The 16,770-nt window shown below is 29.9% G+C and carries 16 protein-coding genes; 9 read left to right on the top strand and 7 right to left on the bottom strand.

Annotation, left to right across the window (positions count from 1 at the left end; genetic code table 11):
* Positions 1-3: 3 nt before the first annotated feature.
* Entirely contained in the window at positions 4-738 is a 735-nt protein-coding gene (locus WHD07_RS02985) for a head GIN domain-containing protein (protein WP_343329990.1), read from the top strand.
* A gap of 16 nt (positions 739-754) precedes the next feature.
* On the opposite strand, the gene WHD07_RS02980 is transcribed toward WHD07_RS02985, so the two are convergent.
* A complete protein-coding gene (locus WHD07_RS02980; RefSeq protein WP_343329989.1) occupies positions 755-1,570 on the bottom strand; it encodes a DUF1853 family protein in 816 nt (271 codons plus the stop codon).
* Positions 1,571-1,652: 82 nt separating this feature from the next.
* Here WHD07_RS02980 and WHD07_RS02975 point away from each other — a divergent pair, with 82 nt between their 5' ends.
* Complete coding sequence (locus WHD07_RS02975) at positions 1,653-2,324, top strand: DUF2461 domain-containing protein (protein ID WP_343329988.1); 672 nt, start codon at positions 1,653-1,655, stop codon at positions 2,322-2,324.
* Positions 2,325-2,485: 161 nt separating this feature from the next.
* On the opposite strand, the gene WHD07_RS02970 is transcribed toward WHD07_RS02975, so the two are convergent.
* Positions 2,486-3,823 carry an MATE family efflux transporter gene (locus WHD07_RS02970; protein ID WP_343329987.1) on the bottom strand — a complete coding sequence of 446 codons (1,338 nt, stop codon included), beginning with the start codon at positions 3,821-3,823 and terminating at the stop codon, positions 2,486-2,488.
* A gap of 105 nt (positions 3,824-3,928) precedes the next feature.
* Here WHD07_RS02970 and WHD07_RS02965 point away from each other — a divergent pair, with 105 nt between their 5' ends.
* The 4 genes from WHD07_RS02965 (at position 3,929) to WHD07_RS02950 (ending at position 6,644) form a co-directional block, all read left to right on the top strand.
* Positions 3,929-4,324 (top strand): acyl-CoA thioesterase, encoded by a 396-nt coding sequence (locus tag WHD07_RS02965; RefSeq protein WP_105048852.1) that lies wholly within the window; start codon positions 3,929-3,931, stop codon positions 4,322-4,324.
* Between the two features lie 30 nt (positions 4,325-4,354).
* A complete protein-coding gene (locus tag WHD07_RS02960; protein WP_343329986.1) occupies positions 4,355-5,476 on the top strand; it encodes a DEAD/DEAH box helicase in 1,122 nt (373 codons plus the stop codon).
* A 76-nt stretch (positions 5,477-5,552) separates the two neighbouring features.
* The gene (locus WHD07_RS02955; RefSeq protein ID WP_105048850.1) at positions 5,553-6,176 is read left to right on the top strand and encodes a trimeric intracellular cation channel family protein; all 624 of its coding nucleotides are present in this window, start codon (positions 5,553-5,555) and stop codon (positions 6,174-6,176) included.
* A 3-nt stretch (positions 6,177-6,179) separates the two neighbouring features.
* Positions 6,180-6,644: a MaoC family dehydratase gene (locus WHD07_RS02950; protein ID WP_343329985.1), complete on the top strand. Its 465-nt coding sequence runs from the start codon at positions 6,180-6,182 to the stop codon at positions 6,642-6,644.
* Positions 6,645-6,690: 46 nt separating this feature from the next.
* On the opposite strand, the gene WHD07_RS02945 is transcribed toward WHD07_RS02950, so the two are convergent.
* The 5 genes from WHD07_RS02945 to WHD07_RS02925 all read right to left on the bottom strand — a co-directional run bounded on the left by WHD07_RS02945 (position 6,691) and on the right by WHD07_RS02925 (position 12,320).
* Positions 6,691-7,125: a hypothetical protein gene (locus WHD07_RS02945; protein ID WP_105048848.1), complete on the bottom strand. Its 435-nt coding sequence runs from the start codon at positions 7,123-7,125 to the stop codon at positions 6,691-6,693.
* Positions 7,126-7,194: 69 nt separating this feature from the next.
* Positions 7,195-8,595, bottom strand: a complete 1,401-nt coding sequence (locus WHD07_RS02940) for a TolC family protein (protein WP_343329984.1) — start codon at positions 8,593-8,595, stop codon at positions 7,195-7,197.
* A gap of 27 nt (positions 8,596-8,622) precedes the next feature.
* Entirely contained in the window at positions 8,623-9,975 is a 1,353-nt protein-coding gene (locus WHD07_RS02935) for an HlyD family secretion protein (RefSeq protein WP_105048846.1), read from the bottom strand.
* Between the two features lie 6 nt (positions 9,976-9,981).
* Positions 9,982-11,646: a peptidase domain-containing ABC transporter gene (locus tag WHD07_RS02930; protein WP_343329983.1), complete on the bottom strand. Its 1,665-nt coding sequence runs from the start codon at positions 11,644-11,646 to the stop codon at positions 9,982-9,984.
* 2 nt (positions 11,647-11,648) lie between these two features.
* Positions 11,649-12,320, bottom strand: a complete 672-nt coding sequence (locus WHD07_RS02925) for a TetR/AcrR family transcriptional regulator (RefSeq protein ID WP_343329982.1) — start codon at positions 12,318-12,320, stop codon at positions 11,649-11,651.
* 301 nt (positions 12,321-12,621) lie between these two features.
* On the opposite strand from WHD07_RS02925, the gene WHD07_RS02920 reads away from it, so the two are divergent.
* The 3 genes from WHD07_RS02920 (at position 12,622) to WHD07_RS02910 (ending at position 16,686) form a co-directional block, all read left to right on the top strand.
* Positions 12,622-13,074, top strand: coding sequence for a cold-shock protein (locus WHD07_RS02920; RefSeq protein ID WP_105048843.1), 453 nt, complete (start codon positions 12,622-12,624; stop codon positions 13,072-13,074).
* 88 nt (positions 13,075-13,162) lie between these two features.
* Positions 13,163-13,978 (top strand): helix-turn-helix transcriptional regulator, encoded by an 816-nt coding sequence (locus WHD07_RS02915; RefSeq protein WP_343329981.1) that lies wholly within the window; start codon positions 13,163-13,165, stop codon positions 13,976-13,978.
* Between the two features lie 194 nt (positions 13,979-14,172).
* The gene (locus WHD07_RS02910) at positions 14,173-16,686 is read left to right on the top strand and encodes an outer membrane beta-barrel protein (RefSeq protein WP_343329980.1); all 2,514 of its coding nucleotides are present in this window, start codon (positions 14,173-14,175) and stop codon (positions 16,684-16,686) included.
* Positions 16,687-16,770 lie beyond the last annotated feature (84 nt).

Raw genomic sequence — 16,770 nt, 5'->3', positions numbered from 1 at the left:
ATCATGAATAAAAAAACGATTCTAACCAGTTTAATTTTAACCATCTCTTTTGCTGTAAATGCACAAAATTGGTTTGGAAATAGTACAAAAATAAAAGGAAACGGAAATGTAGTTACAGAAACAAGAACAACTGCAGATTATGAAGGCGTTTCTGTGGGTGGTTCTTTTGATGTAATTCTAGTAAAAGGAAAAGAAGGTAAAATTACCATTAAAGGAGAAGAAAACATTATTCCTTATTTAGAAACAGAAATTTCTAAGGGTGTTTTAAAAATTCAGTATAAGAAAAACACCAATATAAATACAACAAAAAAAGTAACTATAACGGTGCCTTATCACCATATAGAAAGTGTTGCTTTAGGTGGTTCTGGAAATGTTTCTGCAACATCGTTAATTAAAGCAGACGATTTTAAAGTGAATTTAGGAGGTTCTGGAAACATTGATTTAAAAGTAACTGCAGACACTATTAAAGCTTCTATTGGTGGTTCTGGAAATATTAATCTAGAAGGAAATGCTAACGAGTTAACTTGTTCTATTGCAGGTTCTGGTAGTGTTAGTGCTTATGGTTTAGAAACGGATGAGGTTTATGCAAATGTTGCTGGTTCTGGAAGTATTAAAGTAACTGTAAAATCTAAAATTAAAGCAAATTTAGTAGGCTCTGGTAATGTTTATTACAAAGGGACCCCAAAAAAGGTAGATGCTAAAACGGTTGGTTCTGGTGATATTATTGATAAAAATTAAACTATAAACCAGAGCATTACCACCAAGTTAAAAATATTTTTACAAGTTCGCCATTTTGCTTTTTCATCCAGCAAAGTGGCGAACTTTTTCTTTGAAAATAGACCTCGGAAGCTTGGTTAAAATCATCCATCGTTAACCAGTTAACGTTTTTATGCGGAACTACAATCCAATCTTTTTTATTGGGGATAAAGAACTTACAATCTTTAAATTGCGTTAATTTGTTTTTGTTGATGTAAAACCCAACGATACAATCTTGATTTAAAACAGATAATTGAATGTTTTTATCTAAATAAGGAACAAATAACTGTCCTTTAAAATAAACCTGTTGTTTAATATCTGTAGTGTTTAAGTTGATGGTTTTTAAATAAGAAACACATTCGTTAGAGTAGAGCAAAGGCAATTGTTTGTCTTTTAATTTATTCAGTTTTTCTACTAAAGAGTCTTTTCTATTCGGACCAATAAAATGCTCTATTTCAGAAGTTCCAACAGAAATATCATACAAATAAAACTTGTAAATTACTTCTAAGTGAATTGGTTTGTCTTCTTTTAATAAGATGCAATCTAGCTCGCCTAAAGTAATTTTTTCTCTTTGAATTTGAATATTTTCACAAACAATAGAAATCTCTTTTTCTTGTGCTAGTTGATACGAAACAAAACGTTCTATATATTTACCCAAACGGATTTTTTCATCGATTTCAATATCAATTTTTGTAGATTTCGAATTAATTTTAAGTTGATTTAAGTCATACACAGAATTACCGTTCCACAAGCAAGGTGTTTGCAGAAAACCATCGTATCTTTTCTGAATATCTTTTGTTTTTTGATGTGTCATTATTTCTTCAAATTTACAATTTTATAATTTTCATTTATAGAATAATTTGTACATTGAAAATCTAAAAATAAACAGTAGCAAAATGCAGTTTCAAAAAGACAGTTTAGAGTTTTTAAAAGATTTACAAAAAAATAACAATAGAGATTGGTTTACAGAACACAAACCAACCTTTGTAACCTTACAGAAACAGGTAAAAGAAATCTTTTTAGAAATGCAAACAGATTTAGAAAAGCATGATGAAATTGATAAAATGAAAATCTATAGAATTTATAGAGATGTTCGTTTTTCTAAAGATAAAACACCTTACAACCCAAGATTTGCAGTTTCTTTTTCTAGATTAGGAAAACAATTACGTGGTGGTTATTTTTTGCAAATTAAACCCGGAGAATCTATGTTGGGAGGTGGATTTTGGCAACCAGAAAAAGAGGATTTATATAGGTTAAGAAAAGAGATTGAACAAGATGCAGTAGAATTTAGAGAGATTTTAGAAGACAAAGATTTTAAAAAATACTTTGGAGGTAAATTCGAAGGAGACGAATTAAAATCGGCTCCAAGAGGGTTTGATAAAGAACATAAAGACATCGATTTATTACGTAAAAAAGGATTTATAGCTATCAGAAATTTTACAGATACTGAAGTTTTATCGCCTAATTTTTTAGAAGAATTAGATAAAAGTTTTAAAGCTTTACGTCCGTTTTTTAATTTGTTTAGTGATGTTTTAACCACTAATTTAAATGGGGAGAGTATTGTTTAGAGTTGGGGTGTTTCGTTGAGATTCATGGAGAAAGCACAGAGGTTCGCGGAGTTTTTAATTTGTTTCAAGTTTCAGGTTTAAAGTGCAATTGTTATTTCGAAATGAGCCTTTTTAGGCAATTGAGAAATCTTAAAAAAATATAAGTTTCTAAATTCTTTTTGCTATTTCAAATTTCTATCCACTTCACATTTTAAAACCAATACGGTAATAATTGTAGATAAAACATCAGCAATAGGAAAAGACCACCAAATACCATTAATACCATAATATTTAGGTAAAAAATAAGCTAACGGAATTAAGAAGAATCCTTGTTTTAAAAGCGTTAAAAATAAAGCAGGTAAAGCTTTACCGGCAGCCTGAAAGTAAGCAGAACCAATTAATTGCATAGTAATAACCGGTGTTGCTAAAAATACAATAAGCATGGCGTTGGGTGTTTTATCTAGCAAGGTGGCGTCATTGGTAAAAATCCAAATAACTTCTTCTTTAAAAAACAAAATTGCTACAAAAATAATTGTACCTAAAACAGAACCATATAAAATAGATTTTTTAATGGTTTCTTTAACTCTATCATTTTCATTAGCGCCAATATTATATCCCGCAACAGGTAAAAAACCTTGAGAAACTCCCATAACAGGAGAAAGAGCAAACATCATTACACGGTTAATGATTCCGAATACAGCAATCGATATTTCTCCTCCATATTTAAACAATGAATAGTTTAAAACAATCATTAATACGCTTATTGTACCTTGTCTAGCCACAGAAACACCACCTAACTCTACAATTTCACGAACAATTTTAAAATCTAATTTAAAGTTTTTAGGAATAATTTTTAATTCACTTTTAGAAGATAAAAAGAAGTACAAAATATACGATCCAGAGCTTAAAAAAGAAATAGTAGTTGCTAAACCAGCACCCCACATTCCCCAGTTAAAATATTTGATAAAAATAATATCTAAAACCACATTTAAAACCGCAGGTACCATCATTGCATACATGGCAAATTTTGGTTTTCCTTCTGCTCTAATTGTTGGGTTTCCCATCATTGCAAAAGCCAAAAAAGGAACTCCGTATATAATAACACTAAAATATTCTGATGCAATTGGTAAAATATCTCCTTTTGCTCCAAATAAATTTAGAATAGGTACACTAAAAAAGTTACCAATAGTTACAAAAAGAATTGCTAAAATTACGGTTAAAGAAACCTGATTACCAAATGTTAAAAATGCTTTTTCAGAATTACCTGCACCTAAAGCTCTCGATATTATAGAGCTACCACCAATACCAATACCCATTCCTATAGAAGAAATTAAAAAAGCAATTGGTAAAACTACGGTAATGGCAGCAATTGCTAAAACCCCAATCCATTGTCCCACAAAAATAGTGTCGACAATCATATTTAAAGACATTACAAGAATTCCTATAGTAGCAGGAAGTGCTTGTTTTACTATTAATTTACTTATTTTTTTTGTGCCTAGGTCGTTTGCTAATTCTGTCATAATATTTTACAAATATCGCCATAAACGGCAAGTTATTTGTAAATCTATCATCAATAATTGTTATAGATATCTTAAAATTTTTATGTTTGCTAAAATTGATAAAGTTTGAAAAACGTTTTTACACTTACCATTACCGTTTCATCAAAAGATATAGACAATTTACAACACGTAAATAATTTGGTCTATGTAACATGGATGGATAAAATAGCAACTACACATTGGGCTCATTTAACAAAAGATAATCCCTTACCGCAATATGTTTGGGTGGTAATGAGGCATGAAATAGATTATTTAAAACAAGCTAATTTAGGAGACGAAATCACTGTAAAAACGTGGGTAGGTGAGACCAAAGGGATTACTTCTATTCGTTTTATGGAGTTTTATAAGGAAGATCTTTTGTTGGTAAAAGCCAAAACAGTTTGGGCAATGTTAGACTCTAAAACATTTAAGCCAGCAAGAATTAGAGAAAATGTTTTAAAAGTATTACAACCTCCTAAATAAAAGTATCTTTGCATAAAATTTAAATACAAAATGTCAACTTTTTCTTCCTTAGGAATCACCAAAGAATATATTCAAGCAATTAAAGAATTAGGAATCTCTGAACCTTCAGAAATTCAAGAGAAAGCAATACCAATTTTATTGAATTCGCCAACAGATTTTATTGGTTTAGCACAAACGGGTACGGGTAAAACCGCCGCTTTTGGGTTGCCTATTTTACATCATGTAGATGCAAGTTCAGATCATATACAAGCGTTAATTTTATCGCCAACAAGAGAGTTGGTACAGCAAATAAAAAAACAATTATTTAAATTTACTAAGTTTAGTGAAAAACAAATTTTTGTAGAAGCTGTTTTTGGTGGAGAAAAGATTGACAGACAAATGAACAATCTTAAAAGAACTACGCATATTGTAGTAGCAACTCCTGGTAGATTAATAGATTTAATTGAAAGAGGAAGCATTGATATTAGCCATGTAAAAACAGTAATTTTAGATGAAGCTGATGAAATGTTAAGTATGGGGTTTAAACAAGATTTAAATAGAATCTTAAAGTTTACTACAGAAGGAGATAGAAAAACTTGGTTATTTTCTGCAACTATGCCAGAAGAGATTAAAAGAATTGTTAAAACGTATATGGACGCCAATGCTCCTAGAATAGAAATTAATAGAAGCGCTTTGGTAAACGCTAATATTCGTCATCATTACGCTAAAACTACTTTAAAAGAAAAAACGGCTGATATTGTTTCTTTTCTAGAAAAAAGACAAGATCAAAGAGGAATTATTTTTTGTAGAACAAAAGCTGGGGCACAAAACTTAGCAGCTCAGTTAATTGAAGAAGGTTTTTCTGCTGGGGCTTTAGAAGGAGACATGCAACAAAAAGAACGCGATAAAGTAATGCGTGCTTTTAAGAAAGAAAATTTACAATACTTAGTGTCTACAGATGTTTCTGCACGTGGAATAGACGTTAGTGGTTTAGAATTTGTAATTCACCATCAATTACCAGAACAATTAGAATACTACACACACAGAAGTGGTAGAACTGCAAGAGCAGGAAAAACAGGGGTTTCAATTGCTTTTATTTTACCATCAGAAGTGGTTAAAATTCATGAACTTCAGAAAGAATTAAACATAAAATTTTCTGAAGTAACGATATAACAAAATTCTTAATCCGAAGTTTTTTTAAGAAAGACTTCGGGTTTTATTTTTACATTTTATAATTAAATTGATATAGATGGAGCTTATTTATGTTTTAGATATATTAGGTACTTTTGCTTTTGCTATTAGTGGAGCTTTAGTGGCTTTTGATAAAAAGTTCGATTTATTTGGAGTGTTAATTATTGCCTTTGTAACAGCAGTAGGTGGTGGTATGTTGCGAGATGTATTGATAGATGCACACCCTATAAACTGGATTGGAGATTTAAACTACCTATACACAATTTTTGCTGCCGTTATTTTTACCATTCTCTTTAAAAGTAAAATTTTTTATTTAAGCAAAACCATGTTTTTGTTTGATACCATTGGTATTAGTGTTTTTACTTTATTAGGTTTAGAAAAAGGTTTGTCTTTTAATTTACATCCTATTATTGCCTTAATAATGGGTATGGTTTCTGCCGTTTTTGGAGGGGTTTTACGAGATGTGTTAACTAATAAAATTCCATTGATTTTTGAAAAAGAAATTTATGCCTCTGCTTGTTTAGCGGGTGGAATTGTATATTTAATTTTAAACGAATGTAACGTTGCAGATAATATCATATTTGTAATTTCTGCGGTGGTTGTAATTGCTATTCGTGTTATTGCTGTAAAATTTCATTTGCAATTGCCTAAAATTAAAGACGATTTATTTACTAAAAACTAAGAGATGAAACCATTAGAGTTTGCAAATTTCGAAGATTTTATAAAGATAAAAGGGCAACAGTTGCCTGTTGGAAATTGGTATACAATTACGCAGCAAATGATTAACGATTTTGCCAATGCTACATTAGACAAGCAATGGATTCATGTAGATGAAAAACGAGCAGCCAAAGAGAGTCCTTTTAAAACGACCATTGCACATGGTTTTATGTCTGTAGCCATGATATCTAAATTATTAGAAGGCTCTTTTTCTATTAAAAGTTTAAAAATGGGCTTAAATTACGGGTTGAATAAAGTCCGTTTTCCAAATCCTGTTTTAGTAAATAGCCAATTAAGAATGATTGCTGTTGTAAAAGAAATTGAAGAGATGACAAACAACGGAATTAAAGTAACCTTTTCTTGTACTATAGAAATTAAAGGAGAAGAAAAACCTGCTTGCGCTGCAGAATTTATTGCTGTTTTTTATGAATAGAAGAATGCTCTCTAGGGTTTTTTAGGTGTATAAATTACCTTATCAACTAGGTTAAAATTCCATCATCTGCACATTTTTTAGAAAACCAAAATAAGAAGAGAGAAAATAACGGAATTAAAATTAGCATTGTATATTCTAAATATCCATAATATGCTTTACCCGGATTTATAAATACATTGTAAGTAGTCTGAATTACAACTGCTATGAGTCCGATTAAAAATAAGTATTTGGCTAATTTTTTCTTGAAAAACAATAAAATACAAGCTAAAACAGATGAAAAAACAGCAATAGCAAAAGCAGCCATTACCCAAGAAGGTGTATTAAAAATAAGATCTAATTGCGCTTCTGTATACATTAATTTAAAACGCTCTGTTTGATATGCTTGGTTTAAATAACCATCTACTCCCATAGCGTTCCAGATAAATCCAACAACAGCTATGATCCAAAAAGTTTTACTCGGTTTGTTTGGGTTATTAGACATATAGTTGTTTTTATAGTGATTCAATTGATTAAAAGTACAAAAAAACTTGTAAAGTGTTTCTATAAAGTTTTATTCATTAATAGAAATAACAATTGCTTTAAATAAACTAGCTTTGGTTTTAAAGAAAGCATTTTCTAAATCTATAGCCTTTAGTTTGGCTTCTATTAATTTAACTTCTCTGTAGTTTACCAAAAATAAAGAGCTTTCTCCTAAAAAAAACTTTCTATCTTCTGCTTTTAATAAGGTACCGTAATCTTTAACAATATCGGTTGTTAAACTATTTTGTAAAACATAAGAAGCTAATTCCTGTTCAATGGCTGTTACTTTATTTTTAATGGCAACTTTGGCAATTTCATTCTCTAGTTTTTTGTCTTGTAACTTTATTTTAGAGAGTTTCAAATCTCCTCTTTCTTTTCTTAAAAACAAAGGAACTTTAAAATTAATACCTGCTTTATAGTTTTGAGTATTTAAAGAATTTATTTGATGACCATTTTCTGTAAGAAAGTTGTACTGAACATCTAATTTAGGTAGTAAATTGTTCAATTTTAAATTTTTATCAATGGTTAAACTCTTTATTTTATATGCTAAAGATTTTATTTTAGGGTGGTTATTGATGTCAAAATTAGCATTATTAAATAAGGCAATATTAAAAGTAGTATCTACATTATCTATGGTATTTGTATCAGGAATAATATGATCCTGTAGCTCTACTGGCGTATTATCACTCAGCCATAAAAAGTTAGACAATTCTAAAGAAGATTTTATCAATTTAATTCTAGATTTCTCTAGATTTAGTTTTCTTGTTTTTAAAGTAATTGCTGCTTCTGTAGTATCTATAGCAGGTTTTTCTCCCTCTAAAAAAGCTCTTTTAGTGGCTTTAAAACGAGTTTTGGCATTGGTTAAAAACTCTTTATAAACACTATTTTGATGATATGTTTTTAGCCAATTAAAATAAGACAAGGCAGCGTTATATAATATCTCATTCACTAAAATCTGTTGCTCTTCCTTTGCTTGATTTAAAAAGAATTTAGCTTGTTTTAAAGAAGCCATTCTTTTGTTAATGAGCAATCCGTTTAATAAAGAAACAGAAACACCTGCACTATACAAACCATCTTCCGGAACCGTGTTTTCTGGGTTTAAGTAATAGCCATCATTATTTTCGAAATTTGCTTTAAATTCAATTCCGTAATAAGTGGGAATTTTAAAAGCTGCATTTAGTTTATTATAATATTCTTTTTCTTTAAACTGTTTTTTATTAAAATCTACTTCAATATTAGGATCAAAAGCACCTCTTGCTTTTAGTAATTTAGCTTCACTTTCATTAATTATTAGGTTTGCTTGTTTAACAATAGGATGGTAATTTTTAACATAGCTTAAGTACTCAGATAATGTCATTACAGAGGCTACCTTTTCTTGAGCAAAATATCCTGATGTAAAAGTTAGAAGGAATATTAAAAGATATTTTTTCATATTTCTGTTTCAATAATAAAATTGATATTATTTTTTCTTTGTATCACTTTTTGTTCCTTCTGGCTGATAGTAGTTAGGAGGGAAGCTGTTAAGTTGTCTCCACATTTCAAAATAAATAGGTACATCTTCTAAAAGTGCAATAGTTTTTGCGCCAGAACCAACTCTAATCCCTTCGGGCCAATTATAATCTGTAGTATCTGGAGCAATTAAAACTCTGTATTTACCATTGGGGCTTATAAAGTTTTCGATAGCAATTACTTTTGCGCCATACGTTCCGTAAGAAGCATTAGGCCAACCACTAAAAACAATTGCAGGCCAACCATCAAACTGAACACGCATTTTATCGCCAATATGTAATAAAGGTAAATCTATAGGTCGTACAAAAGTTTCTACTGCTAAATCATATTTTTCTGGCATAATACCAACCAAATCATCTCCAGCTTTAAAAGTGCCTCCAATTCCGCCTTTAATAGCTTTGTTTATAAAACCATTTTGTGGAGCTGTGATGTATAATAGGCTATTTCTAACACTATAATTGCTTCTGCTGTTTTCTAATTTAGACACTTGTGCTTCTGCATCAAAACCACTAGATTGTGCTGTGTACATATCACTTTGTGATTTAGAAATTTTATCGGTGTACGTGGCGTTTATTCGAGATAGTTCTAATTGTGCATTTAAAATATTATTTCTACTTGCTAAAAGTTTATTTTCTTGAGAAATTAGTTTTGCTTGTGTAGCTTGTAATTTTAATCTTTTGTCTTCTACATCTTTTACCGCTTTTAAGCCTTCGCTTTGTAAGGTTTGCGTACGATTGTACTGTTTTTCGGCAATTAAAGTATTTGTTTTAGCAGCTTCAAAATCAATGCTATCACTTTTTACTTTTAATTTAGATTGTAGTAATTTATTTTTTGTTTGTTCTATTTTTAAGCGTTGTTCTTGTTTTAAGGCATTTACTTGTCTTTTTAAAGCAGCTACTTTTCCTTGATACGCGTTTACAGAAGACGATTTTGCATTAATTTGATCGCTTGTTCTTTCAATTAAACGTTGGTCAAAATAATCACTTTTTACTTCAGAAATTCTTAAAATAGTATCTCCTTTTTTTACAAAATCACCTTCGGTTACAAACCATTCTTCAATTCTTCCAGGAATTTGAGATTGTATGGTTTGTGGTCTTTGGTTAGGCGTTAGGGTAGTTACCAATCCCTTACCAGATATATTTTGTGTCCAAGGTAAAAAGAGGGCAATAAGGCCGATACAAGCAAAAACCAAAAGAAATTTGTTAAAAGCTTTGTAGTACTCTTTTGTAAAAATAATTTTGCCCGATTTAAAATCTTTTAAATCAACAGTTTTGTGTAATTGGTTGTTAGATATGTTTAACATTGCTCCTTAATTTATTGATTTAATTTCTCCTTTTTCTAAAGTAATTGTTTCGTTACATTGAGTTCTCCAACTTTTTTTACTACTTACTACAATTAAAGCCCAAGGTCTTTTAACGTCTGTTAAATAATTAATGATTCGAACAGTTTCTTCTAAATTAAATTGATCTAATGGGTCTTCTAAAATCATTATTTTTGGTTGCTTAATAATGGCTCTAGCTAAAATTAATTTTTTTGCAATGGTGTAAGACATTTGTCTTCCTTCTGGATATAAAACAGTTTCTAAACCTTTGGGTTGTTCTTTTAAAAATTGAGTTAAACCAACAATTTCTAAAACTTCATAAATAAGTTCATCCTTAATGTTTTTATTATTAAAAACTAAATTCTTTTTAATACTACCTTCAAAAGGGGTTTCGTCAGACAATGATAAACCAAGTTGAGAACGGTAGTGATTTAAATTTAAACTACTTAAAGATAGGTTGTTAACATATATGTTACCCGAAACAGGTTCTATAACTCCAGATATTAAACGTAATAAGGTAGATTTTCCTGCACCACTTTCTCCCATAACTAAAATTCTACTTTTAGGATTTAAAGTAACAGATACATTTTTAATAATGTGTTTTTCTCTATTTTCTACCCCATAAGAAACACCATCTAACTCTACAGTTAAACCGTTTTTAAATAAAGGTTTTTCTCCTTCTTGCGACTCTAGTTCTTTATCTACAACCTGACCTATTTTTTCTATAGATGTAAGTACATCATAAAAAGACTCTAAACCTATAATTAGTTTTTCTACAGATTGTATAACCAAAAGAATAATAATTTCTGCAGCCACAAATTGCCCAATATTCATTTCTTGATTTAATACCAAAGCCCCACCAATTAATAGCAAACTAGCAGTAACAATTACTTTAAAACCAATCATTTGAATAAATTGCAGCATCAATATTTTAAAATGATTTTCTCTAGCTTCTAAATATTTATTGACTAAGTCATCATTTTTTTCTAATGCTAAACTGGTATTTCCAGACAATTTAAAGCTCACAACAGTTCTTGCCACTTCCTGTATCCAATGTGCAACTTTATATTTCTTTTTAGATTCTATTAAACTGGTTTCTAGTCCTTTTTGAGCGGTAAATTTGAATACGATATAAATTAAAAGTAACAAAAGAATACCAAAAACAATAAAAAAGGCGTGGTAAAATGAGAGTAAAATCAGCGCAAAAATAATTTGTAACAAAGCGGTTGGTACATCAATTAATATTTTTGATAATCCTTTTTGTATGGTTAAAGTATCAAAAAAACGATTGGCCAATTCAGGAGGGTAGTTATTACGCAACTCATTCATTTTTATTTTAGGAAAACGAAAACTTAATTCAAAAGAAGCTCTGGTAAAAATTCTTTGTTGTATAGTTTCTATAATTCTTAACTGCATTAATTGCAATGCACCAGAAAAAACAACACCAATAGTAACAAGGATAACTAAAACGATCCAAGAAGTAGAAACCTGTGCTCCCTGTATTAAATTAATAATTGCCTGAATACCTAAGGGAAGAGAAAGTGCTACAAGACCACCAAAAATGGCATAGTAAAATATTTGAAAGATATCTTTTCTTTCTAATTTTAATACACCAACAAATCTTTGCCAAGGAGTTAATTGTTTGTTTTCCATATTTATTTGATTGTACTTTTAACTAAATGAATAAAAAAATTAGTAGGTGTTTCTTTAGGTTTGCTATCTGTTATTAAAGGAAAATGGTCTTTAAGATAATGTTGGTGCAAACTACTTTCTACAATAGTACTTGCTAAACTTAAAGCATAAGGGTAGTTTTTATTTACAGCCAATATCATGGTGCTAATTCGTGTAATTACCCGCTTGTAAACTTCAAAATAACCTTCTTTATTATCTGCGTCTACTTCTTTCCTTAAAAAAGATTTAGAGCTTTCATTAATAATAATTTTATGTAGAAAGGGTTTGTTTATATGTAAAAAGTTAGCCTCTTCTTTTACTGTTCTTGTAACCACTTGTATTGCTTTTTCTAATTTTTCGTTGTCTTCAGAAATACTAAAAGTTTCTATAACCAATTGGTATTCTAACCATGCCCAATACCAAGAGGAAAGGTACAAAAGTAATTTGTGTTTACTCTCAAAATATCTGTAAATAGAGCTTTCGTTAGATCCAATTTTAGTGCCTAGTTTTTTAAAAGTAAAGGCTTCAAAACCAATTTCATTAATTAGTAGGATACTATGTTCTATAATTTTTTTTCCTAAAACAGATGTTTCAGGATCTTTGATAAATATTTTATCGGGAACAGAAATTTTTAAAACAGATAATAAGTTTTTCATAGTAGCATAATTATTTAATTGCAAATATAATAGTATTACTATTAACTATGTAAGTGTTACTATATTATTTTACTATGTTAAGATTATTTTAACTTATCATTTATTACTGTATCGTTCTTGTAAATAAATATTTCTTAAATGTCTAACTATTTTGAAAACTTTTAAATTTGTCGTATCTTTGCGCCACTAAGAAAAAATACACTCCTCTAAATACACTAGTTAGCGTTAGTTTGATTTCGAATTTCCAGTTAGGTATTTTATCTTTTCAGAAATATTAATTTAAAAAACTCTTATATTTTTAATGGCAAAATCGCAGCAAACCTTTAGTAAAAGTGAAAAAGAAAAAAAACGTTTAAAAAAACGTCAAGACAAGCAAAAGAAAATGGACGCTAGAAAAGCGAACAAAGAAGAAAATGGATCAACAGGAATCCAATTTGCTTATGTAGATCATAATGGAAATTTAACAGATACTCCACCAGATCCAGATTTAAAAGTAGAATATGAATTGGAAGATATTCAGATTTCAGTAACCAAAAAAGAAGATTTACCAGAAGAAGATCCTGTTAGAAAAGGAAAAGTTTCTTTCTTTGATTCATCTAAAGGTTTTGGGTTTATTATAGACTTAGAAAATAACGAAAAATATTTTACACACGTAAGTGGTTTAATAGATGAAATTGCAGAAAACGATAAAGTTTCTTTCGAATTAGAAAGAGGTATGCGTGGTATGAATGCAGTTAAAGTTAAAAAAGTTTAGTACTTTATTTTACACTATAAAAAAAATCCTTCTGTTCAGAAGGATTTTTTTTATATCATTGTTTTACAACTTACTTTAAAAGATGTTGATGAAGAGCAAAATTGATACCTACAATAAAATAGCAGAATATAGCGACATTAAAATTGAAGAATTTGATGTTACAAAACGGTATACAAAGCCACATAAGCATAATAAGTACCTAGAAATTGTGTACTTTATAAAAGGTACAGGGTATCATCATGTAGATTTAAAGAGTTATAAAATAAAACCATCAACGGTTTTTGTAATTAAAAAAGATGAAGTGCATCATTGGGAAATTACAACCCAACCAAAAGGATATGTAATCATTATAAAAGAAGTTTTTTTAGAAAAAACCTTAGATAAGTTTATAAATCATCAGCTATTAAAACTACAACATACATCAAAAATAAAAACAACAAAAAAAGATGTTTCTTTAAAAGCTCTTTTTAAATCATTGGCATGGGAAAAGCAACAAGAAATTGTAAATAGAGAGGCGGTAGAAGGCGGATTAAAAGCATTGTTTTCTAAGTTAGTAGCGTATGCACATTTAAAAAAGGTAGAGAGTACAGATGTGGTTTTGCTTTTTACAGATCTTTTGTCTCGCTCTCTAAAAAATAATGTAAATTATTATGCAGAGCATTTAAATACAACTCCTCAGAATTTAAATGCAATTTGTAGAAAAGAATATGGTAAATCTGCATCAGATATAATTGCAGACCATATTATAAAAGAAGTTAAAAGACGTTTGTTGTATACCAATGAGACTATTAGCGATGTTGCGTATAGTTTAGGTTTTAAAGACTCCTCTCATTTTACAAAATACTTTAAGCGCTACACTGGTGAAACTCCCAAACAGTTTAAGAAGCCTAAGAAAATTATTTAGACCATAAAATTTTCAAATAGACCATTTTAAGACAATACACTAAAGTACTTTTGCTAGAAAGTGCGAAAGATGTTATTTTGCATACTTTTTACTATGGATAAAAATGAACCCCATTAAACTTTATATGTTTATTTAGTCTAACCACTTCATAATATAATTAAACCAAATTATAACTTAGATAAAAACCAATTTCAATGAAATTTAAAAAATGTGTATTTTTAGTACTCGCGCTTATTGCAAGTCAGATTGCTACTGCTCAATTAACTGGTAAAATAACAGATTCAGAAGACAATTCTCCTTTAGAGTATGCAACATTAGCTTTGTATAACTCCAGTAATAAAACACTGGTAACAGGTGTTGTAACTAATTTAGAGGGTTTATTTTCTATAGAAAATGTTAAGCCAGGAAACTATTATTTAGAGGCTTCTTTTATTGGGTATCAAATTAAAACAATTAAGCCGGTTGTAATCAATAAAAAAGGTGAGAGAAAAAATGTAGGAACTATAGCGCTAATTTTAGGAACTGGAAACCAATTGAATGAAGTTGTTGTAAAATCCGAAAGAAGTGCCGTGGTACATAAAATAGACCGACAAGTTTTTGATACTAAAAAATACCAAAGCACAGTAGGAGGAAATGCGGTAGACGTGGTTAAAAACTTACCTTCTATTACTGTAGATGGTTTAGGTGATATAAGTGTAAGAGGTAGTAAAGGTTTTACGGTTTTAATCAACGGAAAACCAACGCAAGGTGATGCAAGTACTATTTTAGCACAATTGCCTGCAAATGCTTTAGAAAGTGTAGAGTTAATTACAGCGCCTTCTGCAAAGTACGATCCAGAAGGAAAAGGAGGTATCTTAAATATCATCACTAAAAAAGGGGCTATCAACGGAACATATGCACAAGTAAATGTTCGTGGTGGATTTCCTTCGATAGAAGAGTATGATACAAAGGTAGCGGCAAAGAGATACGGAATTGATGCTACTGTAAATAAAAGAACAGACAATTGGAATATTTCTGTGGGTGCTAGTTACCAAAGAAATGATAAAACGGGTAGAAGAGAAGGAGATATGTACATTGTAAATGCTCCAGAAAATAAAACAACTTTTTTACCTTCGGATGGTGAGCGTAGTTTTGATGAAGTTACTTATAACGGACGTTTTAATGTAGATTATACTCCAAATAAATCGGATAGTTATTCGATTGGTCTTTTTGCAGGGAAACGTACCAAAGATCGTTTGGCAGATATTATTTATACAGATAATCATGCTATTTCTCCGATTGGAAGTGACAATCGTTTGTATACTTTTTCTTATTACAACCATAACTTAAGAACAAGAAAAGGTGATTTTGCTTTGGGTAGTTTTGATTATGCACACAAGTTTGATAATGCATCTAAGCTTTCTGCATCAATTTTATATGAATATACTTTTTTAGGAGGTCCAACAGAAAATGATAATTTAGGGAATCCTGATAATAATATCGTTTATCAGAGAGAATATAATACCAATGATAATCCTTTATACGGAACACGTTTTAACCTAGACTACCAATGGAAACCTTTTTCTTTTGGGACTTTAGAAACAGGATATCAATATAGAGATTTAGATCATACAGGTACCTTTGTCTATGAGAGAGATGGAGTTCAAGTTAATGAGTTTTCTAGTGATGTTAGTTTAAAAAGAACCATTCATTCTGGGTATGCGCAAGTAACAGGTTCTAAAAGTAAATGGGATTATGCTGCAGGAGTTCGTTTAGAATCTATGGATAGAGTGTATAAAGAGGCTTTAAGAAGCGAAGCAAATGAGAATGTATATAATTACGATTTTGTAAAGTTATTTCCTTCTGCGTCCTTACAGTATAAAATTAACGAGAATACCAATATAAAAACGGCTTATAGTAAAAGGGTAGAAAGAACTACTACATTTAAGATGAATAGTTTTGCAGAACGTGAGCATTCTGAAGTTTTTGAACAAGGAGACAATGAGTTGTTACCAGAGTTTATAGATTTGGTAGAATTAGGGGTTACTAAAAAATTAAAAGGAGGGAACTCAGTGTATGCAACGGCTTATTTTAGACATGTAGATAACGTTATTAACCGAGTAAACACGTTGGCTTATGAGAAAAGTGGCGCAATTATAGATAGTGTAATTAATAGAGTATATTCTAATGTTGGTAGAAGTAATGCTATTGGTTTAGAAATTGGCGCAACCATTAAACCAACTCAAAACTGGACAAACTCTTTAGGGGTAAATGTATATAATTATGCCATTGATGGTGTGTTAAACTTTAACCACAGAGACGGAATTGACAGAAGTTATAATATAGATTCTAAGTCTACCATTTATTCTTTTAACTTAAACTCTACGTATAATTTTTGGGAGAATGCATCTTTACAATTTACTTTTAACTACTTGTCTGATAGAAATACAGCAATGGGTGAAGATTCTCGTTTTTACTCGCCAAACTTAACGTTTAGAAAAAAGTTTATGGACGATAGATTAACAGCTACTTTACAATGGCAAAATATGGATATGGGCTTGTTAAACACCAATGAGCAACGTATTACAACATCGTCGAGTAATTTTTATACCACTACAAATTATAGATATGAAGTAGATATGGTTTCTTTAAATCTATCATATACGTTTAATGCAGCTAAAAACAAATCTAAATTTATTGATAGTGAATTTGGTAAGAAAGAGTTTTAAGCAATCACTCTTATAGCATAAAAATCCCCTTACAGTTTGTATGGGGATTTTTTTATAATCTATATTTTAGTTTTAGTTTCTAAT

Origin of the sequence: Polaribacter staleyi (assembly GCF_038024045.1) — a bacterium.
Taxonomy (GTDB): domain Bacteria; phylum Bacteroidota; class Bacteroidia; order Flavobacteriales; family Flavobacteriaceae; genus Polaribacter; species Polaribacter butkevichii.
The sequence above is the reverse complement of the archived record's forward strand: the minus strand, read 5'-3'. Positions and strand labels throughout refer to the sequence as shown.

Coding starts and splice junctions, on each gene's coding strand:
- WHD07_RS02985 (WP_343329990.1), top strand. CDS start 4: ATGAATAAAAAAACGATTCTAACCAGTTTAATTTTAACCATCTCTTTT.
- WHD07_RS02980 (WP_343329989.1), bottom strand. CDS start 1,570: ATGACACATCAAAAAACAAAAGATATTCAGAAAAGATACGATGGTTTT.
- WHD07_RS02975 (WP_343329988.1), top strand. CDS start 1,653: ATGCAGTTTCAAAAAGACAGTTTAGAGTTTTTAAAAGATTTACAAAAA.
- WHD07_RS02970 (WP_343329987.1), bottom strand. CDS start 3,823: ATGACAGAATTAGCAAACGACCTAGGCACAAAAAAAATAAGTAAATTA.
- WHD07_RS02960 (WP_343329986.1), top strand. CDS start 4,355: ATGTCAACTTTTTCTTCCTTAGGAATCACCAAAGAATATATTCAAGCA.
- WHD07_RS02955 (WP_105048850.1), top strand. CDS start 5,553: ATGGAGCTTATTTATGTTTTAGATATATTAGGTACTTTTGCTTTTGCT.
- WHD07_RS02950 (WP_343329985.1), top strand. CDS start 6,180: ATGAAACCATTAGAGTTTGCAAATTTCGAAGATTTTATAAAGATAAAA.
- WHD07_RS02945 (WP_105048848.1), bottom strand. CDS start 7,125: ATGTCTAATAACCCAAACAAACCGAGTAAAACTTTTTGGATCATAGCT.
- WHD07_RS02940 (WP_343329984.1), bottom strand. CDS start 8,595: ATGAAAAAATATCTTTTAATATTCCTTCTAACTTTTACATCAGGATAT.
- WHD07_RS02935 (WP_105048846.1), bottom strand. CDS start 9,975: ATGTTAAACATATCTAACAACCAATTACACAAAACTGTTGATTTAAAA.
- WHD07_RS02930 (WP_343329983.1), bottom strand. CDS start 11,646: ATGGAAAACAAACAATTAACTCCTTGGCAAAGATTTGTTGGTGTATTA.
- WHD07_RS02925 (WP_343329982.1), bottom strand. CDS start 12,320: ATGAAAAACTTATTATCTGTTTTAAAAATTTCTGTTCCCGATAAAATA.
- WHD07_RS02920 (WP_105048843.1), top strand. CDS start 12,622: ATGGCAAAATCGCAGCAAACCTTTAGTAAAAGTGAAAAAGAAAAAAAA.
- WHD07_RS02915 (WP_343329981.1), top strand. CDS start 13,163: ATGAAGAGCAAAATTGATACCTACAATAAAATAGCAGAATATAGCGAC.
- WHD07_RS02910 (WP_343329980.1), top strand. CDS start 14,173: ATGAAATTTAAAAAATGTGTATTTTTAGTACTCGCGCTTATTGCAAGT.